The sequence below is a fragment of the Variovorax cryoconiti genome, assembly GCF_051216395.1.
GTDB lineage: Bacteria > Pseudomonadota > Gammaproteobacteria > Burkholderiales > Burkholderiaceae_C > Variovorax.
On record NZ_JBPJZI010000003.1, the window covers coordinates 215,311 to 239,495 of the forward strand.

A 24,185-nucleotide genomic window follows, 5' to 3' on the forward strand; every position below is an offset into this window, starting at 1 on the left:
TTCAAGCCCCAGGTTGTGTCCGAACGACGGAAAAAGTCACGTTTATTAACAGCGTTTGTCTGACAGACGGCGCTTAGAGTCCTTGCAGCCCGGTGAGCGCCGGGCATGGCGTTTGCCTTGAAAGGCATATGGCGCATCGCGCCGAGGAGCGGGGACTCATGGTGGAAGAAATGGTGACGGGCCGCGTCGGCGTGCCCGGGGAAAGCGTGCGCGAGCTCGAACGGCCCGGTGCGTCAGACGCCACGTCGGGCGCACCGGCGCTGTCGCTGGCAGCGACTCTGGCCGCCGCGGCGGCGCTCGCGGCCTGCGGAGGCGGCAGCGGGGGCGGCAGCGGAAGTGCCGGTTCGGCCACCAGTGGCGACGGGGCCGGATCGCTGTCGGCACTGGCGACCACCGCGACCGCCCAGACCTACGTCTACACCAAGCCGCAGAACGACGCCGAAGCGGCGCGCTTCCTGCTGCAGGCGCAGCTCTCCGCGTCGGAAGCGGACATTGCTGACGTGAGCGCCAAGGGCTACCTCCCCTGGCTGGGCGAACAGTTCGACGCGGCGCCCACGCTCACCGGCTGGGCCTGGATCGCCAGCAAGGGCTACAACGCGGTCGATACCGACGGCATGATCTGGCAGCAGCTCATGACGTCGCGCGACAGCCTGCGCAAGCGGATGGCCCTCGCGCTCACCGAGATCTTCGTGGTGTCGGCCAACGACATCGGCTCCAACTGGCCGCAGTACATGATGGCCCAGTACTGGGACATGCTGGTGGCGGGCGTCACCGGCAACTTCCGCTCGCTGCTGGAGAACGTCACGTTGAACCCGGCGATGGGCTACTACCTCAACACGCGCGGCAACCAGAAGGAAAATTCGTCGGGCCGCCAGCCCGACGAGAACTACGCCCGCGAGGTGATGCAGCTCATGACCATCGGGCTCTACCAGCTCAACCCCGATGGCACCGTCAAGCGAGGGGCCGACGGCACGCCGCTCGACAGCTACTCGCAGGACGACGTGACCAACCTCGCGCGCGTCTTCACCGGCTACGACCTCGACATCGCGACCGCCGACAAGGGGGCCTTCACGCCGCCCGGCGTCACTTACGCGATCGAGACCAACGCCTGGACCACGCGGCCGATGGCGCTCACCGCCAGCCGCCATTCGACGCTGGCCGCGAACTTCCTCGGTGCGTCGGTGGCGGCCGGGACCGAAGGCAAGGCCGCGCTCAAGACCGCGCTCGACACGCTCTTCAACCACCCGAACGTCGGGCCCTTCATCGGCAAGCAGCTGATCCAACGGCTGGTCACCAGCAACCCGAGCGCGGCCTACGTGGCACGCGTCTCGGCCGTGTTCGCGAACAACGGCGCGGGCGTGCGCGGCGACATGAAGAGCGTGATGGCCGCCGTGCTGCTCGACAACGAGGCGCGCAGCCCGGCCGGCCTCACCGACGCGAGCTTCGGCCGCCTGCGCGAGCCGATGCTGCGCTTCGTGCAGTGGGGCCGCACCTTCGGCATCGGCTCCACGCTCGACACCTGGAAGATCGGCAACCTCTCGGGCACCGCCAACCAGCTCGGCCAGAGCCCGCTGCGTTCGCCGTCGGTCTTCAACTTCTTCCGGCCCGGTTACGTGCCGCCCGGCACTGCGCTGGTCGAAGGCGGCCAGGTCGCGCCGGAGTTCCAGCTGGTCAACGAGACCACGGTGGGCGGCTACCTGAACTTCATGCAGGGCGCCATCCAGAACGGCTTCAGCAGCAAGGATGTGATCCCGACCTACGCGGCCGAGAAGGCGCTGGTGCTCGAGCCTGCGAAGCTGGTGCAGCGGCTGAACCTGCTGATGACGGCCAACCAGCTGCCGGCCGACACGCTCAAGCTGATCACCGATGCGCTCGCGCAGCCGGCGGTCACCGCGACCAGCACCGACGCCGTGAAGGCCAACCGGGTCTACGCGGCCGTACTCATGGTCATGGCCTCGGCCGAGTACCTCGTCCAGAAGTAAGAAACCGGAAAGCCAAGGTCATGCACTTCATCGATCCCCAGGGCCACACGCGCCGCGCCTTCCTGCGCCGTTCGGGCCAGCTCGCGATGGCCGGCACGGCGTTGCCCTTCGCACTCAATCTCGCCGCCATGGGCGAGGCCGCCGCGCAGAGCGCCACCGACTACAAGGCGCTGGTCTGCGTCTTCCTGTATGGCGGCAACGACTACGCCAACACCGTCGTGACGTACGACGACCCGAGCTACCTGGCCTACAGCCAGATCCGCGGCGGCAACGGATTGGCCGGCGGCGGCGTCGCCATCCCCAAGGCGGCCCTCACGCCCACGCTGCTCAGCCCGACGACCGCGCTGCCCGATGGCCGGCAGTACGCGCTGCACCCCGCCATGACGCAGCTGGCCAACCTGTACAACACCGACGGCAAGGTGGCGGTGCAGCTGAACGTCGGCCCGCTGGTGGTGCCGCTCACGCGCGCGCAATACCAGGGGAGCGACCGCCGCAACTACCCCGTGCCGCCGAAGCTCTTCTCGCACAACGACCAGCAGTCCACCTGGCAATCGTCGTCGCCCGAAGGCTCGGCCGTTGGCTGGGGCGGCAACATCGGCGACCTGGCGATGACGCAGAACGGCAACGCGCTCTTCACCTGCATCTCGGTGTCGGGCAACGCGGTGTTCCTGTCGGGCGATAACGCGCTGCAGTACCAGGTGAGCACCGACGGTGCCATCGCCATCAACAGCCTGAAGAACAACGTGTACGGCTCCTCGACGGTGAAGGCCGCGATGGCGCAGCTGGTGCAGCAGACCCGCGGCCACACGCTGGAGAACGAATACAACCGCATCACCGTGCGGGCGGTGCAGGCCGAAGGGCAGATCAACAGCGCCAGGGGTGCCGCCTATCCCGGCGGCGAGCCCGGCGTGGCGGGCACCTTCCCGTACACCGTGACCACCGGTGGCGTGCCCTACAACGGCAACGGCCTGGCGTCGCAGCTGTCGATGGTGGCGCGGCTCATCCGCGGGCGCAGCACGCTCGGTGCCAAGCGCCAGGTCTTCTTCGTGTCGATGGGCGGCTTCGACCTGCACGACAACCTGATCGCCAACCAGTCCGGCCTGATGGCGCGCCTGAGCGACGCGATGGCGGCCTTCCACAAGGAGATGGTCGCGCTCGGCCTGGGCAACAACGTCACGAGCTTCACCGCGTCCGACTTCGGCCGCACGCTGGCGAGCAACGGCGACGGCTCCGACCATGGCTGGGGCGGCCACCACCTCGTGGTCGGCGGCGCCGTCAAGGGCAAGGACAAGCTGTACGGCAAGGCGCCGGTGGTGAGCATCAACAACGACTCGAAGCTGGCCGGCTACGAAGGCCACGTGGGGCAGGGTCGCCTGATCCCCGGCACCTCGGTCGACCAGTACGCGGGCACGCTCGCCAAGTGGTTTGGCGTGCCGGCCGCCGACCTGGGCAGCATCCTGCCGAACCTCAAGAACTTCGGCAGCGCGGACTACCCGACCGACATGGGCTTCATGGCGTAGCCGCGGTACGCTGCATGCGGCCTGCATGCGGAACGAGGGGCACAATGCGCGGGCCGGCGCGCATGCCGGTCGAAGGAGGACCCTCACCATGAACGCAACCCGCATCGTCGGCATCCTGCTGATCGTCGCCGGCATCGCTGGCCTGTCGATCGGCGGCTTCAGCTTCACCAAGGAAACGCACCAGGCCAAGCTCGGCCCGCTGGAGCTGTCGGTGAAGGAGCGCGAGAACGTCAACATCCCCACCTGGGCCGGCGTCGCGGCCATCGTGGTGGGCGGCCTGCTGCTGGTGGTGGGCGGCAAGAAGGGCTGACGCCGTGACGGCCGCGGAAGGCGGTTGCACCTGTCGCGCGGTGCGCTACCGCCTCATCGACACACCGCTCTTCGTGCACTGCTGCCACTGCCGTTGGTGCCAGCGCGAGAGCGGCAGCGCCTTCGCCCTCAACGCCATGATCGAAGCCGACCGGGTCACGCTGTTGGCCGGCACGCCCGAGCCGCTGCACACGCCGTCGGCCAGCGGCCGCGGGCAGACGATCGTGCGCTGCCCGCAGTGCCGCGTCGCGCTGTGGAGCCACTATGCCGGCGCCGGGCCGTCGGTCAGCTTCGTGCGCATCGGCACGCTCGATGCGCCGGATGCCTTCCCGCCGGACATCCACATCTTCACGGTGTCTAAACAGCCCTGGGTGCAACTGCCGACCGGCGCGCTGGCCGTTGACGCGTACTACGACCGCACGACCTGCTGGTCGGCTGCGTCGCTGGCGCGCATGGATGTGCTGCGGGCGCACCGCGACCCGCCGACCACAGCGGTCTGACGTCGACGCTCACCGTCGCGGGCAAGAACCCGGGCGCGCTGGAACAAGAAGCGCGCCCCCGATCCGCGTAGCCTTTCTCTGCAGGGTCGACCATCCGGCCGGCATCCCTGCCTCACAGAGAGAGAACGCGAATCCATGACCTACATCGCCGCCGCCGAGCGCTACCAGCAGATGCAATACCGGCATAGCGGCCGCAGCGGGCTCAAGCTGCCCGTGCTGTCGCTGGGTCTCTGGCACAACTTCGGCGACACGACGCCTTTCGAGCGCCAGCGCGACATGCTGCGCACCGCCTTCGACCTGGGCATCACGCACTTTGACCTGGCCAACAACTACGGCCCGCCCTTCGGCAGCGCCGAGCGCAACTTCGGCCGCCACCTGAGGGAAGACTTCAAGGCGCATCGCGACGAACTGGTGATCTCGACCAAGGCCGGCTGGAGCATGTGGCAGGGCCCCTACGGACGTGGCGGCGGTTCGCGCAAGCACATCCTCGCGAGCCTCGACCAGTCGCTCGGCCGCCTGGGGCTGGACCACGTCGACATCTTCTATTCGCACCGCTTCGACGCCGACACGCCGCTGGAGGAAACCGCCGCGGCCTATGCCAGTGCGGTGCAGCAGGGCAAGGCGCTGTACGTCGGCATCTCGTCGTACTCGGCGAACAAGACGCGCGAGTTCGCGCGGCTGCTGGCCGAGCACCGGGTGCCGCTGCTGATCCACCAGCCGGCCTACAACATGCTCAACCGCTGGATCGAGTCGGAGCTGACCGGCACGCTCGAGACGCTGGGCGCCGGCTGCATCGCCTTCACGCCGCTGGCGCAGGGTCTCTTGACCGACAAGTACCTGAACGGCATTCCGGCCGACGCGCGCATCAACCAGCCGGGCGGCGATTCGCTGCCGGCCTCGCACCTGAGCGAGCGCAACTTGGCGTCGGTGCGCATGCTCAACGAACTGGCGCAGGGCCGCGGCCAGACGCTCGCGCAGATGGCGGTGGCCTGGATCCTGCGGGACCCGCGGATGACCTCGGTGCTGATAGGTGCCAGCAGCGCCCGGCAGATCCGCGAAAACGTGAAGGCGCTTGAGCATCTGGATTTCACCGCCGAGGAATTGGCCGAGATCGACCGGCACCTGATCGATGGCGGCGTGAATCTCTGGGAAAAGCCGTCGACAGACCAGCGAATCTGAACCACAGCGGCATGTCGCCCTGATAGAGGACTTGATCGCAAATGAACCGGGAACGGCCAAAAGACGCCCATGCGGTTATCTGCAAGTTCTTGAACATTCTCGAACAAGAAGGAGTGCAGTGCTCTGAAATAACCTGAAAGAACCGATGCGGCATATCGGAGGAGAAATTCCAAATGCCTGTCGGAGCTGCGTTTTTCCCACGTTGAAAACGCAAGGTTCTTCATCTCGGAACACTGAGGGTATTGAAATGATCAAGCGTTGTCTTTGGGCTGCGATCGCCGCTTTTTCCCTGTCGGCCAATGCGCAGAGTTCGGTCGCCATCTACGGCATCATCGATGCGGGCATCACCTATATCGACAATCAGGGCGGCGGGACGCAATACAAATTCGCCGATGGGGTGAATTACGGAAACCGTCTCGGATTTCGGGGCGCCGAAGACCTGGGTGGCGGATTGCGCGCGCTGTTCAACCTTGAAATGGGCTTCAATCTGCGCAACGGAACCCTGGGCCAGGGCGGCCGGGCCTTCGGCCGGCAATCCTGGGTCGGGCTGGAAAGCGCCTCGCTCGGCACCGTGACCCTGGGCCGCCAGTACGACTTCGTGCGGGACTACCTCACCCAGTTCAACTACGGCGGCTTCGCCAGCGTCTATGCCGGCCACCAGGGCGACTACGACCGGATCTCCGGCAAGCAGATGGACAACACCATCAAATACGTGACGCCCAGTTTCGGCGGCTTCACGGCGGGCGCCATGTTCGCGTTCGGCGAGCAGATCGACGCCTTCAACACCAAGACGGCCTTCAGCCTGGGCAGTGGCTACAAGAACGGCCCGCTGAGCGTCGGCGCTGCCTATGTGCGGCTCAACGACACCAACGTCTATCCGTACGCGCAGACCGGCGTATTCTCGTTCATGGGAGTTCCCGCGGCGCTCGCCGATCCGGCAACGAACACCGTGACCGATCTCTACGGGACGACGGGTTCGGGCTTCCTGGTGGACAAGCAGGAGATCGCCGGCATCGGCGTCAGCTACAACTTCGAGAAGTTCCTGCTCGCGGCCAACACCACGGCCACCAAGTTCACCAAGGGCAACAACAGCACCACACAGCATGTGTACGAGCTCGGCGGGATGTACTTCCTGGGAGGCCCGTGGGCACTCGTCGGCGGCTACCAGCACGTGACCATGGCCGACGACAAGTGGGACCAGTACACCGGTGCGGTGCGCTACAGCCTGTCCAAGCGCACAACCCTCTACGCATCGGCTTCCTATCTGCACGCGTCGTCGAATGTCGATGCCTCGCAAGGCGCCGGCTTCTACACGCTGCCCTCGAACGACAACTCGCAGACGACCTACCGCGTCGCGCTGGTCCATACCTTCTGACAACGGAACGAATGCCCGAAAGAACCCCATGACCTTCGCTGAGACCCTTTCCATCCGCAAACTCAAGGACAACTACGGCGCCGAAGTGCTCGGCGTCGACGTCTCCACCGGCGAGGCCCAGACGCTGCAGGAGGTGGTCAACACCTTCAACCTGCACGGCGCGGTGCTGCTGCGCGGCCAGTCGCTCACGCCCGAGCAACTGGTGGCCTTTGCGCGTGCCTTCGGCGAACCCGAGGGCCACACCATCAAGGAGCACACGATGCCGGGCTTTCCGGAGATCTACATGCTCTCCAACCGCGAAGTCGGCGGCAAGCCGATCGGCAGCCATCGCGACGGCGTGGGCTGGCACACCGACTATTCCTACAAGGAAGAGCCGGTGATGTGCACGATGCTCTATGCGGTCGAGGTGCCGGCCGAGGGCGGCGACACGCTGCTGGCCGACATGTGCGCCGCCTACGACGCGCTGCCGGCGGACAAGCGCGCCGAGCTCGACGGCCTGAAGGTGCACCACAGCTACGAGCACCTGATGACCACGCGGCTCTACCAGCGGCGCGAGCTGTCGGCGCAACTGAAGGCCGAAAACCCCGACGTGGTCCATCCGCTGATCCGCACGCACCCGGCCAATGGCCGCAAGGCGCTGTGGCCCAGCAGCGGCACCGTCAAGGGCGTGATCGGCATGGACAACCCCCAGGGCGTCGACCTGGTCGATTCGCTGGTCGAGTACGCCACGCAGGCGCAGTTTGTCTACCGCCACCAGTGGCAGGTGGGCGACCTGCTGGTGTGGGACAACCGCTGCTCGCTGCACACCGGCACGCTGTTCGACGACAAGAAATACGTCCGCGAGGCCCATCGTCTGTGGGTCAAGGGCGACCGTCCTTACTGAAGCTTGTTTCTCCTTCGAGGCATCGCATGATCAATCGCCGCAACTTCACGCAGTCCGTTCCCGTGGGCATCGCCGGCCTGCTGTTCGCGCAGTGGGGCATCGATGCCCATGCCGCCGTCGAGCAGCTTCGCATCGCCTATCCGATCGACGTGCCGAGCTGGGACCCGAGCCGCAGCGCCGCGCCCAACCCCACCGCGCTGTTCAAGTGCGTGTTCGACCAGCCGCTGGAGTACACGCCCGACTCCAGGCTGCAGCCCGGCGTGGTCACGGCCTACCAGTGGCTCGACAAGGACGGCCTGGTGCTGCAGCTGGACTTCCGCGACGACGTCTACTTTCACAACGGCGACAAGCTGAGCTCGGCCGATTTCAAGTTCACCTTCTTCGACCGGCTGCGTGCCGAGAAGGGTCTGCAGCTGAGTTTCATCTGGGGCGACATCACCGCCATCGAGACGCCGTCGCCGACGCGCGCCATCGTGCGCTTCTCCAAGCCCATGGTCACGGCGCCGCAGTTCCTCGGCTACAGCGCGGCCTTCATCCTGCCCAAGGCCTACTACGAGAAGGTCGGGCTCGACGGCTTCCTTGCCAAGCCCGTCGGCTCGGGGCCGTACAGGCTGGTCGACTACCAGCGCGACTCGAGCATCACGCTCGAGGCCTTCGACCGCTACTGGCGCGGCCCGGCGAAGATCCGCAAGATCGTGTTCCAGGTCGTGAAGGACCCGACCACGCGCGTCTCGGCCGTGCAGTCCGGCCAGGTGCAACTGGCCGCCGCGCTGCCGATGCGCGAGGCGCTGCGCCTGGGCCAGAGCCAGGGCCTGGCCAACAGCCTCACGCCCACGGTCGACACCTACCTCGTGCAGATGGTCAACAGCGGCCCGCTGGTCGACAGGAACGTGCGCCTCGCGATGCACCATGCCATCGACAAGCAGGCCCTCTCCAAGGCCTTCTTCAACGGCATCGCGGCGCCGCTCTCGACCGCATCGGCGCCCGGCACCCCGGCCTATGCACCCGACTACACCTTCGCCTTCGACCCGGCCCGGTCGCAGGCGCTGCTGAAGGAATCCGGCTATGGCCCCGGCAAGCCGGTGCAGTTCCGCTTCTTCGCCACCAACGGCATCTACCCGAACGACTTCGAGATGGCCCGCGCCCTCGTGCAGATGTGGAAGAAGGTCGGCATCGATGCCGCGCTGGAGGTGATCGAGCCGGCCCAGTACTACACCAAGGTGCAGGCCGGCAAGCTCGAGGGCCCGACGCTCTGGTTCTGGACCAACGCCACCGGCGACCCCGAGCTGTCGGCCGGCTACTACCTCGATCCGAAGAAGAGCTTCTCGGTCTGGCGCAGCGCCGATGTCTCGACGCAGCTGGATCCGCTGCTGGTCGAACTGAATCTGGACAAGCGCATCGACGGCTACAAGAAGTTCCACGTCTGGGCGGTGGAGCAGGGCTATTCGCTGCCGCTGGTGCAGGGCGTGTCCACCGTGGCCTATGCCAAGGCCGAGGCCGGCTACAAGCCGTTCCAGAACGGGTGGATCCTGCCGTACTACTGGAGCGCTTGAGCACGGGATCGATCTGAACGTCGGGCGCAAGGCCGCGACTCCGGTGCATGCCGGACCGCGGCTTTTTCGCGTCCGCGCGCACCGATGGCGCGGTTCTCGCTATGAGATCGGACCTCATGTTTTTGCTGCTTTTGCGTTCGATCGCCCACGGCCCAAGATGGTGCGCCCCCAGGCCATTGCTCGTGCGCCTGATGGCAAGACCCGCCCGGGGGCGGGTCCTAAGATCGTTTGCACTCCAGGCCTTTTCGGGGAATGAGACTCCCGCGAAAAGATTCATCTCGAAGGCGCAGCAATGACTTTTTCTCCCACGGACCAATTCTTTGAAGAACTCGACAGCTCGGTCTTGTCCGTTCAAAAGGCGCAGGCACTGCCCCCGGTTTGCTACACGGATCGCCATTTCTACGAGTTCGAGAAGGAGGCGGTGTTCAACCACGAATGGCTGTGCGTCGGCCGCGAGTCGTGGGTGACCAAGCCCGGTGATTACTTCACCACGAAGATCATCGGCGAGCCGCTCGTCATCGCGCGCAACCGCGCCGGCGAGATCAAGGCGATGTCGTCGGTGTGCCAGCACCGCGCCATGCTGGTGGCCGAGGGCCACGGCAACACCAATGCCTTTCTCTGCCCGTACCACCACTGGGCCTACTCGCTCGACGGCGACCTGATCGGTGCGCCTGCCATGGAACAGACCGTGGGCTTCGACAAGAAGGCCTTCTGCCTGCCGACGCTCAAGGTCGAGGTCTGGCAGGGCTTCGTCTTCGTGAACTTCGATCCCCAGGCCGAGCCGCTGGCGCCGCGCCTGGCCGAGGTGACCGAGGCGCTGGCCAACTTCGACCTGGCCAACCTCGACGGTCCGCGGCCCGACAAACCGGCCCACTTCGCGTGGAACTGGAAGGTCATGTTCGAGAACAACAACGACGGCTACCACGCCAACCGGCTGCACCACGGCCCGCTGCACGACTTCGTGCCGAGTGCGATGGCGAGCTTTCCGGACCTGCCCGAGACCACCGCCGGCTACTACCGCTTCAACGGCACGCTGCACCAGGACGCGAGCTTCAACGCCACGCAGAAGGCGGTGCTGCCGGTGTTCCCCAAGCTCAGCACCGAAGAGCGCAACCGCATGATGTTCGCCAACATCCCGCCCACGCTGTCGCTGGTGATGATGAGCGACATGGTCATCTACATGATCCTGCGCGCCGACGGCCCCGAGACGCACGAGATGGACACCGGCCTCTTGTTCGCGCCCGGTGCGATGAAGGACCCGCTGTTCCAGCAGCGCATGGCGATGAACATGCACGCGGCCAACGAGATCATCGCGCAGGACCTGCATGTCGACGAGCTGGTGCAGGTGGGCCTGCGCTCGCGCTTCGCCACGCGCGGCCGCTATTCGTGGCAGGAGCAGGCGCAGCGCGAGTTCAACAACTGGCTGGTGCCGCGCTACCAGGCCGCCTGGAAAGCCAGCGGCAAGAAGGCCACGCGCAGCATCCCGATCCACCAGGCCAAGGTCCCGACCGAGGCCACCACCCACGACTGTTGATGGCCCCATCGGGGCGCGTCGTCACCCACCCACCGCCATGCTCACTTCTCCCGCCCTGCCCACGTCGGCATCGCCCGGCCGCCTGAGCGCCATCGCCGGGCGCAGCCTCGCCGCGATGCCGACCGTGTGGCGCATCCTGTGGCGCGTGCCGATGCTGCTGGCCCTCGCGGCGCTCGTGTTCTTCGTGCTGCGGGTGCTGCCCGCCGACCCGATGGGCATGTTGCTGCCGCCGAGCGCGACGCCGGCCGACGTGAAGGCGCTGACCGAAGCGCTCGGTCTCGACAAACCGATTCCGGTGCAGTTCGGCATCTGGCTGGGCAACGCTTTGCACGGCGACCTCGGTCGCACGCTGACGTCGGGGCTGCAGGTCACGCCGCTCATCCTGAAGGCGCTGCCGACCACGCTGCAGCTGATCGCCTGCGGCCTCTTGCTGGGCATGGTGTTCGGCATCGGTGGCGGGCTGCTGGCCTTTCGCTACCGCGGCACGCGCATCGAGCGCGCGGTGGAAGTCGTCAACAGCATCTCGATCTCGGTGCCCGAGTTCCTCTGGGCCATCCTGCTGATCCTCGGGGTGGGCATCGGGCTGAAGCTGCTGCCCTTCCTCGGCCAGCTCGACGCCGGTCTGATGGTGCCGAACGTGACCGGCTTCCTGCTGGTCGATGCCGTGGTGGCCGGCGACTTCGCCGCGCTGTGGAGCGCGCTGAAGCACCTGGCGCTGCCTGCCTTCGCACTGTCGCTGGGCATCGCGCCGCCCCTGATGCGCATCCTGCACTCGAGCCTGCTCGACGCCTACACCGAAGACTACGTGTCGGCTGCCCGCCTGCGCGGCCTGAGCGAGAACCGCATCCTGGTGCGCCATGCGCTCAAGAACGCGGCGCTGCCGACCGTCAGCATGCTGGGCATCCAGGCCAGCACGGTGATCGGCGGCACGCTGCTGATCGAGACCATCTTCGGCTTTCCCGGCATCGGCAGCCTGATGGTGAACGCCATCGGCGCGCACGACCTGCCGATGATCCAGGGCCTGGCGCTGACCTACGCCGTCGCCGTGCAGGCGGTGAACATGGTCACCGATGCGGTCCTGCTGCTGCTCAACCCCCGACTGCGCACGCCATGAGCTCCCTCGCACTCTCCGCACCGGCACCGCTTCGGCGCGTGCTCGGCGAACCCCGCGTCGTCATCGGCGTCAGCCTGTTGCTGCTCCTGATCGCGCTCGCGGTCTTCGCCCCCTGGCTCGCGCCGCACGCGCCCAACGAGCAGGACCTGCTCAATACCGTGCTGCCGCCCGCGTGGGCGCCGGGCGGCGACCGCAGCTTTCCGCTGGGCACCGACGCGCTCGGCCAGTGCATCCTCTCGCGCCTGATCTACAGCACACGCGTCACGGTGATCATCGCGCTCACCGCACCGCTGGGTGCTGCGCTGCTGGGCTGCACGCTGGCGCTCATCGCGGGCTACCGCGGCGGGCGCATCGAGTGGGCCATCCTGCGCATGGTCGACCTGTGGATGTCCTTCCCCGCCATCGTGCTCGCACTGGTGCTGATGGTCGCCCTGTCGCCCGGCCTGCTCAACGTGATCGTCGCCATCATCCTGGTCGACTGGACGCGCTTTTGCCGCGTGATCCGTGCCGACGTGGTGGTGCTGCGCCGCAAGGACTACGTGGCCGCGGCGCGCATCACCGGCGCCTCGCACTGGCAGGTGGTGATGAAGGACATCGTGCCCGGCATCCTGCCCACGCTGATCTCGCTGATCAGCCTGGAGATGGGCATCTCGGTGGTGGCCGAGAGCATCCTGTCTTTCGTCGGCATGTCGGTCGAGCCGAACGTGCCGACCTGGGGCGTGATGATCGCAGATGGCCTCAAGAGCGTGTTCAGTTCGCCATGGGGCCTGATCGCGCCGGTGCTGTGCACCGTGCTCACCGTGCTCGCGACCACCTGCCTGGGCGACGGCTTGCGCCGCACCACCGACCCGCGCCTTTTCAACCGTTCGGGGAACTGATCGATGAGCCTGGCCCACGCCATCCCCCACGCATCGGCCTTGTCGCCGGTGCCGCCCGTGCAAGTGAAGCCCGCTGGCGCCGTCTTGCTCGAAGCCCGTGGCCTGACCGTCTCCGCGCCGGGCAAGCCCGAGCGCCTGCAGGTGCTGCGCGACGTGAGCTTCACGCTGCGCGCCGGCGCGACGCTCGGCCTGGTCGGCGAATCCGGCGCCGGCAAGAGCATGCTCGGCCGCGTGATCGCGCGCCACCTGCCCGAAGGCTTCACGGTCGATGCCGGCACGCTGCGCTTCGGCCATGGCGAGGGCGGCGTCGACCTGCTCGGCATGCCCGCCGACGCGCACCGCGCCCTGCTGGGTTCGCGCATTGCCTTCATCCCGCAGGAGCCGATGACCGCGCTGAACCCGGTGCTCACCATCGGCCAGCAGTTGCAGGAGCACCTGCTGCGCCTGGGCGTGGCGAAGGACGAATGGCGCGAGCGCGCCACCGCGATGCTGGCCGAGGTGCGCATCCACCAGCCGGCGCAGGTGCTCGACAAGTACGCCTTCCAGCTCTCGGGCGGCATGTGCCAGCGCGTGATGATCGCCATGGCCTTCGCCGGCGACCCGCAGCTGGTGGTCTCTGACGAGGCCACCACCGCGCTCGACGCCAGCACGCAGGCGCACATCGTCACGCTGATCCGCGGGCTGCAGGCGCGGCGCGGCACCGGCGTGATCTTCGTGACGCACGACCTCGGCCTGGCCGCGCACGTGTGCGACGAGCTGGTCGTGCTCTACGCCGGCGAGATGGCCGAGCGCGGCCCGGCCAAGCGCATCTTCACGCGCTCGCTGCACCCCTACACGCAGGCGCTGCAGCGCGCGAACCCGCACCTCACCGGCCCGCGCCGCCTGCTGTTCTCGCTGCCGGGCCAGATGCCGGGCATCAGCGACTTCCCATCCTTGAAGGGCTGCCGCTTCCAGCCGCGCTGCGCGGTGGCGACCGAGGCCTGTGCCACGGCCGTGCCTGCGATGCGCGAGGTGCTGCCCGAGCACCACGTGCGCTGCGTGCATGGCGCGTCCGCGCCCGAACCGCTGCTGGCCGCCGACGCGAGCGACGCGACGATCTTCCACGCGCCGCGCATGAGCGACGCGCCCTTCCTGCAGGTCCAGGGCCTGTCGAAGGTCTACACCCCGCGCGGCGGCTGGCTGCGCCGCGACGCCGGCGTGCATGCGGTGAAGGACGTCGACCTCACCATCGCCCCCGGCGAGTTCGTCGGCATCGTCGGCGAGAGTGGCAGCGGCAAGTCGAGCCTCGCCCGACTGGTGATGGGGCTGGAGACGCCGAGCGAGGGCCGCATCCTGCTCAACGGCAAGGCGCTGGTCGCCAGGGCGGAGGACTGGGGGCGCCGCATTGCCTCCATCCAGATGATCTTCCAGGACGCGCGCTCCGCGCTCAACCCGCGGCGGCGCGTGCAGAGCCTGGTCACGCAGTCGATGGAGAGCCGGCCGAACCTGCACAGCGACCGCCAGGCGCGCGCCCGCGAACTGGTGGCCGATGTCGGCCTCGCACCCGACATGCTCACGCGCTTTCCGTCGCAGATGTCGGGCGGCCAGCGCCAGCGCGTGAACATCGGCCGCGCGCTGTGCGACCTGCCGCAACTGCTGGTGGCCGACGAGATCGTCTCGGGCCTCGACGTGTCGGTGCAGGCGCAGATCCTCAACCTGCTGCTGCGCATCCGCCGCGAACACAAGATCTCGCTGCTGCTCATCTCGCACGACCTCGCGGTGGTGCGCTACCTCTGCAGCCGCGTGCTGGTGATGCACCAGGGCGTGGTGGTGGAAAGCGGCGAGACCGAGGCGGTGCTGGCCAACCCGCAGCACGCCTACACGAAGAGCCTGCTGGCGGCCGTGCCGCCGCGCGACCTCGGGGTGCGCTGGCCGCTGTGACGCGCGCTTACGCATGGCGCGCAAGTCCCCATGCACCGCGAAGCAAGAGACATCGTGCCTCGCCGGCCAAGAATGGATGCATCCAGGAGTGAATTGACCATGCAGTACGAGACGATCCAGGTGGCGCCGATGACGCTCACCATCGGCGCCGAGATCGGTGGCGTCGACCTCACGCAGCCCCTGCACGCGCAACAGGTGCACGAGATCCACGAGGCGCTGATGACGCACCAGGTGGTGTTCTTTCGTGACCAGAAGCTGGACTTCGAATCGCACCAGCGCTTCGCGCGCCACTACGGCGATCTGGTGTTGCACACCGGCGGCTTCGGTGTCGAGGGCTATCCGTACGTGGTGCCGATCCATGGCGACGCCAATTCGAAGTCGGTGGCCGGCGAGAGCTGGCACTCGGACCTCAGCTGCAACGAGGAGCCGCCGATGGGCAGCATCCTGCACCTGCACATCGTGCCGCCCATCGGTGGCGACACGCTGTTCTCGAGCCAGTACGCGGCCTACGAGGCCCTGTCCGATCGCATGAAGGGCTACCTCGACGGCCTGACCGCGGTGCACGACGCCGAGCACATCTACCGCAAGTACACGACCGACCCGAACAAGCGCTTTCCCGCGACCGCGCAGCCCGTCGTGCGCACGCACCCGGTGACCAAGCGCAAGTGCCTGTTCGCCGATGCGCAGTACACGACGCACATCGTTGGCCTCGACAAGCCCGAGAGCGATGCGATCCTGAAGTTCCTGTTCGCGCACTGCCAGAACCCGAACTTCCAGGTGCGCTTCCGCTGGCAGCCGCACTCGGTCGCCTTCTGGGACAACCGCTGCGTCGAGCACCACGCCGTGTGGGACTACTTCCCGCAGACGCGCTCCGGCCACCGCGTGACCATCCAGGGCGACAAGCCCTTCTGATCCCTTCGATCTTCTTCACGGAGCGCTTGCTGTCATGACCCACCGCAGAGATTTCGTCACCAGGCTGCCGCTCGCGCTGTTCGGTGCGTCGATGGCCGCCACCTTCGGAACCGGCGCCTTCGCGCAGGACGCGCGCACCGTCACGGTCGCGTTCCCGATGGACATCGGCAGCTGGGACCCGGTGTCGCTCAACCCCACGCAGTCGGCCGTCATCAAGTGCGTGTACGACCAGCCGCTGGAGCTCGCGCCCGACCTGAAGTTCGCGCCCAGTGTGGTGTCGGACTTCAAGTGGCTCGACACCACCTGCACCCTGCTGGAGCTGAACTTCCGGAACGGCGTGACCTTCCACAACGGCGACAAGCTCACGTCCGCCGATTTCAAGTTCTCCTTCTTCGACCGGCCGCGCGCGCAGAAGGCGTCGCTGCTGGCCGGCGTGTGGTCGGCCATCGAAGCCATCGACACACCCACGCCGCTGAAGGCCGTGGTGAAGTTCAGCACGCCGATGGCGATCGCGCCGGTGATGCTCGCGGACATCCCCGCGTACCTCCTGCCCAAGGCCTATTACGAGAAGGTCGGCAAGGACGGCTTCGAGGCGAAGCCTGTCGGCTCCGGCCCGTACAGGCTGGTCGAGTACCAGCGCGACCAGCGCATCGTGCTCGAAGCCTACGAAGGCTACTGGCGCGGCGCGGCCAAGGTGAAGCGCCTGGTGTTCCAGGTGACCAAGGACCCGACCGCACGCGCTGCGGCCATGCAGGCCGGCCAGGCCGACCTGACGATGAACATCCCGGTGCGCGAAGCCGAGCGCCTGGGGGCGCTGCCGGGGCTGGCACCGCACCTGGACGCGACCACCGGCGTGGTCTTCCTGCAGATGGCCAACAAGGGCCTCCTCACCGACAAGAACGTGCGGCTGGCCTGCCACCACGCGATCGACAAGGCGGCCATCTCGAAGGCGCTGTTCGGCGGCCACGCCACGGCCGTCTACATGCCGGCCGGCCCGGGCTTCCCGGCCTATGTGCCCGACTTCAAGATCGCCTTCGACCCCGACAAGGCCAAGGCACTGCTGGCAGCCTCGGGCTACAACGCGACGAACCCGGCGAAGCTGAATTTCTACACGAGCAAGGGCGTGTTCGCGAGCGACTTCGACACCGCGCGGGTCATCGCGCAGATGTGGCAGAAGGTCGGCATCGAGGTCAACCTGCAGGTGCTCGACAGCCCGACGCTCTACGAATACCAGCGCACCGGCAAGTTCGACGGCCCGGTGCTCAAGCCCTTCAATCCGGCGGCGGGCGACCCGGGCACCTACTCGGGCTACATGCTCGACCCGAAGATGAGCTTCTCGATCTGGAAGGGCGAGGACATCCCGCCGAAGCTCTACCCGCTGATGGGCGAACCCGACGACGCCAGGCGCATCGCCGGTTTCAAGGCCTTCGACATGTGGCAGGTGGAGCAGGGCTATTCGATCCCGCTGTTCCTCGGCCTGAGCACCATCGTGGCGAAGAAGTCGCTGGGCTTCAAGCCGTACAAGAGCGGCATCCTCATTCCGTACAGCTGGGCCTGAACCGTGGCCGCGGCGCGGGGCGCCCGGCCCGTCGCGTGTCAGCCCGTGTAGGTCTTGGGGAAGAGCACGCGAAAGGTGGTGCCCGTCCCAACGTCGGACTCGAGTTCGATGCTGGCGTCCAGCAGATCGGCCAGGCGCTTGACGATCGACAGGCCGATGCCTTCGCCCGGTCCGATGCGCGCAGGGGCGGCGCTGCCGGGCTGCGCGGTGATGGTGTGCGCGACCGCCTCGTCCACGGACACGCCTTTCTCGACGCCCAGGGTGAGCTGGGTCGCGCCCTGCAGTGCCACGGCCATCTGCGAGCCGGGACCGGCCTGGATGCCGGGCCCCGTGTCCTGGACGCTCAGCACCCAGCGCGGATCGTCGTAGGCCAGCGTTTCTTCCCACAGCACGTCGACGCCACCGGTCGGCGTGTACTTCAACGCGTTGAGCACCAGGTTCTGCACCAGGCGCCGTGTCTTGACCGGGTCGCCCGTCACGACGAAGGGCGCCGGGCCGCGGGTACGTAAATACAGGCCGCGCTCCTGCGCGAGCACCTGCAGGCCTTCGCACAGGCTGCTCACCTCCACCGCCACGTCCATCGCGACCAGCTGGCGGGTCTCGCTGCCGGCCTGCAGCCGCGCAAGGCTGGTGACGTCGTCCAGCAGGTGCTTGAGCGAGCTCACGTTGTGCCCCAGCACGCGGATGAACTTGTCGCGCGACGCGTCGGCTGCCGGGCCCATCGACAGGCCGCGCGCCGCCGTCGCCACGACGCCGACGTTGCCGCGCAGGTCATGTGCGATCTGGCGCCACAGCTCGGCCCGCTGCGACTCGAGGTCGTTGAGGCGTTCCAGCGCGGCTTCCAGGTCCTTCACATGGCCGGCCGCTTCCACCCGCTGCAAGCGGAAGTACTGCGAGGTGCTCTCTTCGAGATCGGTCGACGTGGAGGCGGCCCAGATTTGCCGCGCATGGGCCATCACGGCATGCGGCACCTCGGGGCGGGTCTCGGCGTAAGCATCGAGCTCGGTCACCATGCAGCGGTTGAGCGTGCCCAGCTCGCGGGTGACCTCGTGCAGGTCGTAGCCCTGCTGCCAGCGGTGCACCCCATGGGCGCTGGCTTCGGCACTGGGCGCGAGCTGGGTCACCGGGGCGGGCGGCGCGCGCAGCGCGTCTTCGAAGGCGATCAGCACGCCCGGCACGTGGTCGTTGAGTTGCGAACGCGGCAGCGCATGGCTGGTCGTCAGTGCCGGGTCGCGGCGGACCGCCGTGCGCCAGGCTCGGAGGATTTCTTCGCGGCGCTGTCCTAGGTGGTCGGCCAGCCTGGCCAGTTCGGGGTGCATGGCTCGAGTGTGCCCGTTGCTGCGCCCGCCGCGAAACTTTTCGCGCGGCCTCAAACGGCGAACAGCCGACCCGCCTCGACCGGCTTGCTGAAGAGCCAGCCCTGGGCCAGCGCCGTGGGGGCGAGCGCCAGGAAGTAGGCGGCCTGCTGCTCTTCCTCGATGCCTTCGATGACCATGCTCAGGCCCAGCACCTCGGCCATCGCGACGATCTGCGGCGCGATGGTGTCCTGGTCGCTCTGGTCGTGCAGGGCCTGCATGAAGGCCCGGTTGATCTTGATGGCGTCGACCCGCAGCCGCGACAGGTACGACAGGCTGGAATAGTCGGTGCCGAAGTCGTCGATGTAGACCTTGTGCCCGGCCTCGCGCAGCCGGGCGATGGCCTTGCCCAGCTCGCGGCTGTTGGCCGTGGTGCGCTCGGTCAGCTCCAGGCCGATGCAGGTCGGCGGCAGGCCGGCCGCCTGCAGCCGCGCGCTGAGGAAGGGGGCGAAGGCGTTGTCCAGGATGTCGCTGGCCGCGACGTTGACCGTCACCTGGAATTCCGGCCGGCGGCGCAGCTCGTCGTGCAGTTCCTCCAGCACGCGGGTCACCACGAAACGGGTGACCTGCCCGATGAAGCCCTCGTTCTCCGCCGTGGCGATGAAGGCGTCCGGGCTGACCGGCTTGCCGGTCGGGTCGGTCCAGCGCAGCAGCGCCTCCGCGCCGACCTGGCGCCGGTCGGACAGTCGCACGATCGGCTGGTAGACCACCTTGAGCTGGCCCGAGCGCATCGCGACGCGCAACTGCTTGCCGAGCGACCGGGATCGCCCGATGGCCACGCTCGCCGCGAAGCCGCCGCTCAGCCCCATCAACAGGCCGAACATGCCGAACTCGAGGATGACCGGCGAATGGAAGATCGAGGGGGGCTGACGCAGCGCCGCGATGATGCAACTGGCGTAGCGCTGCGAACAGCGCACCTCGTAGCGGCGGCCGCTGAAGTGCAGCGGCTGATCCGCCCGCAGCTGAATCCCATCGAGGTTCGGCACGGGGCCGGCGGACCGGAGCACCCGCAGCGGTGCCTGCTGACCGCTCACGATCAGGTAGTCGAGCCGGGAATCCACCGCTTCGATGTAGGCCTGACCGTTGAGGCTGACGGCGGCGTCGCCGCGTTGCATCAGCATGGCGTTCGCGCCCGGCACGCCGACCTGCGGTACCTTGAAGCTGATGTTCAGGCCGTTGTCGCTCAGCACCTCCGGCGGTGGTAGCGGGACCGGCGGGTCGATGACGCCGACGGTCGAACTGCAGAAGGTCGCGCCGTTGCGCAGACGGCTGGTGCTCTTGAGGTAGCGGGACGTCAGCACGATGCGGCGCAGCCGCGACACCTCGGCGTCGGAGCAGGTCGCGTCGCTGGTGCGCTCGATCTCGGCCAGCGCATCGATCGCTTCACCGCTGATCTGGTCAGCCCGATCGACGTAGGCGTCCGCCATCTCGGCGACGTCGGCTTGTTGCTGGCGGCGCACCGTCCAGTCCCCGACCACGAGCGCGAGCACGGAAGCGATCAGGGCGCCGCACCCCATCGCAATCACGGTACGTGCCAGCGGCTTGCGGATCATGGGCAAGGTGCGTGGCGGGTGGGGCGCCCGGCGGCAGGGAGCCGGTCGGGGGCCACGGAAGGATGACGCATGGTGCAGCGGGTGTGATGACAGTGTTGTGAGCTGCGTCGCGGTCGATCGATCCGGGGACGGCGCGGATTCGCGACGGATTCACAGCTGTTGTGGGGCCGATCATCGCTGTTTCTCGACGAAATCTGTACGAACGTGCCAGGCCGGACTTCCATACCACGCACTTTCTTTGGGCGCTGTCGCCTCAAAGCCTCATATGTGACTTAACGTATCTCAACCTGTATCAAAATGAATCAGTAGTGCGGTGGCAGTTCGTCGCGCAGGCTGCGGGTGCCGCCGCCTTCGGGCATCTGCTGGCGCAGCTGGGCCAATTGCTGAACGAGACGGTCGATCTGCTCCTGCTGTCGGAAGATCGTCATGTTCAGCTGGTCCATCAGGTCATCGGTGAAGCTGGCCTTGATCTCCAGTTCTTCGATGCGTCGTTCGAGCGCTTGGGTGTGTTCCATGTCCCTATTGGACAGGACGATTTGTCCCAGGGTGCCGGGATGTCGAGCCCCTACACTCGCCACCCATGCGTCATTGGTTGTGCGTCGTTCTGCTCGCCCTGCTGCCGTTCCAGTTCAGCTGGGCGGCGGTCACGGGCTATTGCACGCACGAGGCCGGCACGCAGGTGCGGCACCTCGGCCACCACCAGCATGCGCACGGCGATGCTGCGGCCGATACGACAGCCGATACGACGGCCAGCTCCGCCGACGACGGCCGTGCCAGCGCCAGCATCGACCCCGACTGCGGCCACTGTCATGGGCTGGGTGTCGGCCTGTTGATGCCGTGGGACGCCATGGCGGGCCCGGCCAAGGTGCGCGACAGTGCCCCGTCCACCACCTCCGGCCGATTGCTGCGGGTGACCGCCCCGCCCGACCGCCCGCAGTGGCTGCCCCTCGCCTGATCGGCGAGGCGGACCGGCCCTTCACACCCCGTTCCCGTCCGCGCGACGGCGCGCCCTCGATGACCGAGGGCGGCTGACGCGCCGCAGCGCGATCGTCCCGATCGCGGCCCTCGTCGATCTCCCCGTGGCTTGTTCCATCAACGGAGATCCGGATGCACCGACAGATATCACGACGTTCGATTCGCGTGCGCGCCCTGGGCGCGGCGCTGTTTTTCATGGGAAGCGCCGGCCTGGCCGGCGCGCAGACGGCGGAGGGCACGGGCTCGCTGCGGCAGGCCTTCGACGCGGCCTGGGCGCGCCAACCGGAAGCGGCGACGCTGCAGACGCGGCGCGACGCGGCTGCAGCACAGGGCCGTGCCGCGCAGGCCTGGACCCCCGAGGCGCCCGCGCTCGAGCTGTCGAACCGCTCCGACCGCTGGCACGACAACCAGGGCGTGCGGGAGCTCGAGGCGGGCGTCTCCGTGCCGCTGTGGCTGCCCGGCGAGCGCGGCCGCAGCGGTGCGCTCGCCGACGCCGGTGCGCGCGCGGTCGAAAGCCGCGCCGATGCCGCGCGGTTGCGCGTCGCCGAGGCGCTGCGCGAGACGCACTGGGCCTGGCAGCGCAGCGCGGTCGATGCCGCTGTGGCGAGCGACCAGCAGAGCGCCGCGCGCCGCCTGGCCGACGACGTCGCGCGCCGGCTGAAGGCCGGCGACCTCGCGCGGTCCGACCAGCATCAGGCCGAGGGTGCGGTCGCTGCTGCCGACGCCGCCCTGGCGCAGGCGCTGGCCGCGCGCACGCTGGCCGAGCAGCGCTGGCGCGCGGTCGTCGGGCCGGCGTTCACGGCTCCGGTGACGGACGATGCCGCCCCCGCGATGGAGCCCGAGCCGGTGGCGCCACCGGCCGACGCCCATCCCGCCCTGCGCGACCTGCAGGACCGCGCCGCAGTGGCCGACCGCGCCGCAGCCCTCGCGGCCCTGCGCACGCGTGCCAATCCCGAGCTGCTGCTCGCGACCACGCGCGAACGCGACGGCCGCGGCGAGCCGACGCTGCGCACCATCACGCTCGGCATCCGCATCCCCTTCGGTGCGGGCGACCGGCAGGCCGCCGTGGCCGCCACCGCGCGCGCCGAGGCGACCGAACTGGACGTCGAGCGCGCGCTGGCCGCCGACCGTCTTGCGGGCGAGGCCGACGCGGCACGCGCCCAGGTCGATGCGGCGAAGGTGCAGCTCGCCGCGGCCGAGCGTCGCGCGCAACTCGCGGCCGAATCGCGCGGCTTCTTCGACCGGTCTTTCCGCCTCGGCGAGACCGACCTGCCGACGCGCCTGCGTATCGAAGCCGAAGCCGCCGAGGCGCAACGCCAGGCGGCCCGCAGCCGCATCGACCTCGGCGCCGCCATCTCGCACTGGCGCCAGGCGCTGGGCCTGCTGCCCGAATGACGGCCATCCCCTCTTTCTCGAAAGCATCGACATGATTTCCCGACACCTTCTCGCCGCGCTCTGCACGGCCTTTCTGCTGCTGGCCGGCACTCCTGCGTGGGCCGACGCCGGCCATGACCACGGCGATGCGCCTGCCGCACCCACCGGCTCGGCGCTGCCACGTTTCACCGCCGTCTCCGACACCTTCGAACTCGTCGGCGTGTTCGACGGGAAGCTGCTGACGCTGTACCTCGATCGCTTCGCTGACAACAGCCCCGTGCCGCAGGCGACGCTGGAGCTCGACATCGGCGGCACGACCGTCAGGGCCGAGCCGCATGGCGAAGGGCTCTTCGAAGTCCAGTTGGCCGACGTGCCCGCGTCGGGCGTGCTGCCCGTCACCGCCACGGTGATCGCCGGCAACGAGACCGACCTGCTGGCTGGCGAGCTCGACGTCCATGCCGATGCGCACGAGGACGCCGCGGCACCGCGCAACTGGCGCCGCATCGTCGGCTTCGGGATGGCCGGCCTCGCGGCCGTCGCGGTGCTGATCGCGCTCGCCCGCCGCGCGCGCACATCGCGCACGCTGCAAGTGGGAGGTGCCGCATGAACACCGCACGACTGTTCATGACGCTGGCGCTGAGCGCCGCGCTCGCCACCACCGCACACGCCGACGAAGGCCACAGCCACGGCGAGGCGCCCGCTGCCGCCAACGCCAACGGCCCCCAGCGCCTGCCCGACGGCAGCGTCTTCCTGCCGAAGCCCGCGCAGCGCCAACTCGCGGTGCGCACCGTCGTCGCCGAATCCGCCGACCTGCCCCGCACCACCGAACTCGCGGGCAAGGTGCTGATGGACCCGAACGCCGGCGGCAAGGTGCAGGCGCTGGTGGCCGGCCGCGTCGAGCCCGGCCCGCGCGGCCTGCCCGAGCCCGGGCAGACGGTGCGCAAGGGCGAGGTGCTGGCCTATGTGGTTGCTTCGGCCGCGCCGGTCGAGCGCTCGAACCAGGCCGCGCAACTGGCCGAACTTCGCGCCGCCAAGGCATTGGCCGACCGGCGCGTGGCACGCCTGCGCGAGCTGGCCGACACCGTGCCGCGCAAGGACATCGAGGCCGCCGAGAGCGAGGCTGCGAGCCTGCAGCAGCGCGCGGCCGCCATCGGCGCGGGCCTCTCGCACCGCGACGCGCTGGTCGCGCCGGTCTCGGGCGTCATCGCCTCGGCCAGCGTGGTCGCGGGCCAGGTCGTCGACGCGCGCGAGCTGCTGTTCGAGGTCATCGACCCGACCCGCCTGCGCGTCGAGGCGCTGGCCTTCGACGCGGCCATCGGCGCCGACATCGCCGACGCCGCCATCGCGGTCGGTGATGCGCGCGTGCCGCTGGTCTTCGTCGGCGCGGCGCGCAGCCTGCGCGAACAGGCGCTGCCGCTGCAGTTCCGCGCGGAAGGCGCGGCGCTCGCGCGGCTCGCCGTCGGGCAATCGGTGCAGGTCTTCGTGCGCAGCAGGCAGACCGTGGCGGGCATCGCGGTGCCGAGCGCGGCGCTGATGCGCAACCCGGCCAACCAGACCATCGTGTGGGTGAAGACCGAGGCCGAGCGCTTCGCGCCGCGCACCGTCACCACCGTGCCGCTCGACGGCGTGCGCGTGGCCGTCACCTCCGGCCTCAAGGCCGGCGACCGTGTGGCGACGCAGGGCGCCACGCTCATCAACCAGCTCCGCTGAA

Annotated in this window: 21 protein-coding genes; 18 read left to right on the top strand and 3 right to left on the bottom strand. The window is 68.4% G+C overall.

From position 1 onward, the window contains the following. The first annotated feature begins 158 nt into the window (after positions 1-158). From ACSFA2_RS10115 to ACSFA2_RS10180, 14 genes are all read left to right on the top strand, one after another. A complete protein-coding gene (locus ACSFA2_RS10115; protein ID WP_435455500.1) occupies positions 159-1,982 on the top strand; it encodes a DUF1800 domain-containing protein in 1,824 nt (607 codons plus the stop codon). A gap of 20 nt (positions 1,983-2,002) precedes the next feature. Next, the gene (locus tag ACSFA2_RS10120; protein ID WP_435455198.1) at positions 2,003-3,502 is read left to right on the top strand and encodes a DUF1501 domain-containing protein; all 1,500 of its coding nucleotides are present in this window, start codon (positions 2,003-2,005) and stop codon (positions 3,500-3,502) included. An 88-nt stretch (positions 3,503-3,590) separates the two neighbouring features. Then, positions 3,591-3,812, top strand: a complete 222-nt coding sequence (locus ACSFA2_RS10125) for a hypothetical protein (protein ID WP_262075994.1) — start codon at positions 3,591-3,593, stop codon at positions 3,810-3,812. Positions 3,813-3,816: 4 nt separating this feature from the next. Next, entirely contained in the window at positions 3,817-4,311 is a 495-nt protein-coding gene (locus ACSFA2_RS10130; RefSeq protein ID WP_435455199.1) for a GFA family protein, read from the top strand. Positions 4,312-4,446: 135 nt separating this feature from the next. Beyond that, positions 4,447-5,490: an L-glyceraldehyde 3-phosphate reductase gene (gene mgrA / locus ACSFA2_RS10135; protein WP_435455200.1), complete on the top strand. Its 1,044-nt coding sequence runs from the start codon at positions 4,447-4,449 to the stop codon at positions 5,488-5,490. 202 nt (positions 5,491-5,692) lie between these two features. After that, positions 5,693-6,865 (top strand): porin, encoded by a 1,173-nt coding sequence (locus ACSFA2_RS10140; protein ID WP_435455201.1) that lies wholly within the window; start codon positions 5,693-5,695, stop codon positions 6,863-6,865. Positions 6,866-6,893: 28 nt separating this feature from the next. Then, positions 6,894-7,748, top strand: coding sequence for a TauD/TfdA dioxygenase family protein (locus ACSFA2_RS10145; protein WP_435455202.1), 855 nt, complete (start codon positions 6,894-6,896; stop codon positions 7,746-7,748). Between the two features lie 26 nt (positions 7,749-7,774). Then, a complete protein-coding gene (locus ACSFA2_RS10150) occupies positions 7,775-9,301 on the top strand; it encodes an ABC transporter substrate-binding protein (RefSeq protein ID WP_435455203.1) in 1,527 nt (508 codons plus the stop codon). A gap of 343 nt (positions 9,302-9,644) precedes the next feature. Beyond that, a complete protein-coding gene (locus ACSFA2_RS10155) occupies positions 9,645-10,835 on the top strand; it encodes an aromatic ring-hydroxylating oxygenase subunit alpha (RefSeq protein WP_435455204.1) in 1,191 nt (396 codons plus the stop codon). Between the two features lie 37 nt (positions 10,836-10,872). After that, positions 10,873-11,949, top strand: coding sequence for an ABC transporter permease (locus ACSFA2_RS10160; protein ID WP_435455205.1), 1,077 nt, complete (start codon positions 10,873-10,875; stop codon positions 11,947-11,949). After that, on the top strand, positions 11,946-12,827 hold the full coding sequence (locus tag ACSFA2_RS10165; RefSeq protein WP_435455206.1) for an ABC transporter permease: 882 nt from the start codon (positions 11,946-11,948) through the stop codon (positions 12,825-12,827). The genes ACSFA2_RS10160 and ACSFA2_RS10165 overlap by 4 nt, the downstream gene beginning before the upstream one ends. 3 nt (positions 12,828-12,830) lie before the next feature. Further along, positions 12,831-14,747 carry a dipeptide ABC transporter ATP-binding protein gene (locus tag ACSFA2_RS10170; RefSeq protein ID WP_435455207.1) on the top strand — a complete coding sequence of 639 codons (1,917 nt, stop codon included), beginning with the start codon at positions 12,831-12,833 and terminating at the stop codon, positions 14,745-14,747. A gap of 99 nt (positions 14,748-14,846) precedes the next feature. Next, positions 14,847-15,659, top strand: a complete 813-nt coding sequence (locus ACSFA2_RS10175) for a TauD/TfdA dioxygenase family protein (RefSeq protein WP_435455208.1) — start codon at positions 14,847-14,849, stop codon at positions 15,657-15,659. 34 nt (positions 15,660-15,693) lie between these two features. Continuing rightward, the gene (locus ACSFA2_RS10180) at positions 15,694-17,217 is read left to right on the top strand and encodes an ABC transporter substrate-binding protein (protein WP_435455209.1); all 1,524 of its coding nucleotides are present in this window, start codon (positions 15,694-15,696) and stop codon (positions 17,215-17,217) included. 38 nt (positions 17,218-17,255) lie between these two features. Here the strand turns inward: ACSFA2_RS10180 and ACSFA2_RS10185 are convergent, their stop codons facing one another. The 3 genes from ACSFA2_RS10185 to ACSFA2_RS10195 form a co-directional block, all read right to left on the bottom strand. Further along, positions 17,256-18,536: an ATP-binding protein gene (locus ACSFA2_RS10185; protein ID WP_435455210.1), complete on the bottom strand. Its 1,281-nt coding sequence runs from the start codon at positions 18,534-18,536 to the stop codon at positions 17,256-17,258. A gap of 50 nt (positions 18,537-18,586) precedes the next feature. Continuing rightward, positions 18,587-20,125 carry an EAL domain-containing protein gene (locus ACSFA2_RS10190; RefSeq protein WP_435455501.1) on the bottom strand — a complete coding sequence of 513 codons (1,539 nt, stop codon included), beginning with the start codon at positions 20,123-20,125 and terminating at the stop codon, positions 18,587-18,589. Between the two features lie 302 nt (positions 20,126-20,427). After that, complete coding sequence (locus ACSFA2_RS10195; protein WP_435455211.1) at positions 20,428-20,640, bottom strand: SlyX family protein; 213 nt, start codon at positions 20,638-20,640, stop codon at positions 20,428-20,430. Positions 20,641-20,705: 65 nt separating this feature from the next. On the opposite strand from ACSFA2_RS10195, the gene ACSFA2_RS10200 reads away from it, so the two are divergent. The 4 genes from ACSFA2_RS10200 (at position 20,706) to ACSFA2_RS10215 (ending at position 24,184) form a co-directional block, all read left to right on the top strand. Then, positions 20,706-21,080 (top strand): hypothetical protein, encoded by a 375-nt coding sequence (locus ACSFA2_RS10200; RefSeq protein WP_435455212.1) that lies wholly within the window; start codon positions 20,706-20,708, stop codon positions 21,078-21,080. Positions 21,081-21,232: 152 nt separating this feature from the next. Further along, complete coding sequence (locus ACSFA2_RS10205; protein WP_435455213.1) at positions 21,233-22,495, top strand: TolC family protein; 1,263 nt, start codon at positions 21,233-21,235, stop codon at positions 22,493-22,495. 31 nt (positions 22,496-22,526) lie between these two features. After that, positions 22,527-23,081: a hypothetical protein gene (locus ACSFA2_RS10210; protein WP_435455214.1), complete on the top strand. Its 555-nt coding sequence runs from the start codon at positions 22,527-22,529 to the stop codon at positions 23,079-23,081. Next, a complete protein-coding gene (locus ACSFA2_RS10215; RefSeq protein ID WP_435455215.1) occupies positions 23,078-24,184 on the top strand; it encodes an efflux RND transporter periplasmic adaptor subunit in 1,107 nt (368 codons plus the stop codon). Before ACSFA2_RS10210 ends, ACSFA2_RS10215 begins: the two co-directional genes overlap by 4 nt. The last annotated feature ends 1 nt before the right edge of the window (position 24,185 follow it).

What these genes read in the sequence shown, in the direction of transcription:
- ACSFA2_RS10115 (WP_435455500.1), top strand. Translation starts at nt 159, where the DNA reads ATGGTGGAAGAAATGGTGACGGGCCGCGTCGGCGTGCCCGGGGAAAGC.
- ACSFA2_RS10120 (WP_435455198.1), top strand. Translation starts at nt 2,003, where the DNA reads ATGCACTTCATCGATCCCCAGGGCCACACGCGCCGCGCCTTCCTGCGC.
- ACSFA2_RS10125 (WP_262075994.1), top strand. Translation starts at nt 3,591, where the DNA reads ATGAACGCAACCCGCATCGTCGGCATCCTGCTGATCGTCGCCGGCATC.
- mgrA (WP_435455200.1), top strand. Translation starts at nt 4,447, where the DNA reads ATGACCTACATCGCCGCCGCCGAGCGCTACCAGCAGATGCAATACCGG.
- ACSFA2_RS10145 (WP_435455202.1), top strand. Translation starts at nt 6,894, where the DNA reads ATGACCTTCGCTGAGACCCTTTCCATCCGCAAACTCAAGGACAACTAC.
- ACSFA2_RS10150 (WP_435455203.1), top strand. Translation starts at nt 7,775, where the DNA reads ATGATCAATCGCCGCAACTTCACGCAGTCCGTTCCCGTGGGCATCGCC.
- ACSFA2_RS10160 (WP_435455205.1), top strand. Translation starts at nt 10,873, where the DNA reads ATGCTCACTTCTCCCGCCCTGCCCACGTCGGCATCGCCCGGCCGCCTG.
- ACSFA2_RS10165 (WP_435455206.1), top strand. Translation starts at nt 11,946, where the DNA reads ATGAGCTCCCTCGCACTCTCCGCACCGGCACCGCTTCGGCGCGTGCTC.
- ACSFA2_RS10170 (WP_435455207.1), top strand. Translation starts at nt 12,831, where the DNA reads ATGAGCCTGGCCCACGCCATCCCCCACGCATCGGCCTTGTCGCCGGTG.
- ACSFA2_RS10175 (WP_435455208.1), top strand. Translation starts at nt 14,847, where the DNA reads ATGCAGTACGAGACGATCCAGGTGGCGCCGATGACGCTCACCATCGGC.
- ACSFA2_RS10180 (WP_435455209.1), top strand. Translation starts at nt 15,694, where the DNA reads ATGACCCACCGCAGAGATTTCGTCACCAGGCTGCCGCTCGCGCTGTTC.
- ACSFA2_RS10185 (WP_435455210.1), bottom strand. Translation starts at nt 18,536, where the DNA reads ATGCACCCCGAACTGGCCAGGCTGGCCGACCACCTAGGACAGCGCCGC.
- ACSFA2_RS10190 (WP_435455501.1), bottom strand. Translation starts at nt 20,125, where the DNA reads ATGATCCGCAAGCCGCTGGCACGTACCGTGATTGCGATGGGGTGCGGC.
- ACSFA2_RS10195 (WP_435455211.1), bottom strand. Translation starts at nt 20,640, where the DNA reads ATGGAACACACCCAAGCGCTCGAACGACGCATCGAAGAACTGGAGATC.
- ACSFA2_RS10200 (WP_435455212.1), top strand. Translation starts at nt 20,706, where the DNA reads ATGCGTCATTGGTTGTGCGTCGTTCTGCTCGCCCTGCTGCCGTTCCAG.
- ACSFA2_RS10205 (WP_435455213.1), top strand. Translation starts at nt 21,233, where the DNA reads ATGCACCGACAGATATCACGACGTTCGATTCGCGTGCGCGCCCTGGGC.
- ACSFA2_RS10210 (WP_435455214.1), top strand. Translation starts at nt 22,527, where the DNA reads ATGATTTCCCGACACCTTCTCGCCGCGCTCTGCACGGCCTTTCTGCTG.
- ACSFA2_RS10215 (WP_435455215.1), top strand. Translation starts at nt 23,078, where the DNA reads ATGAACACCGCACGACTGTTCATGACGCTGGCGCTGAGCGCCGCGCTC.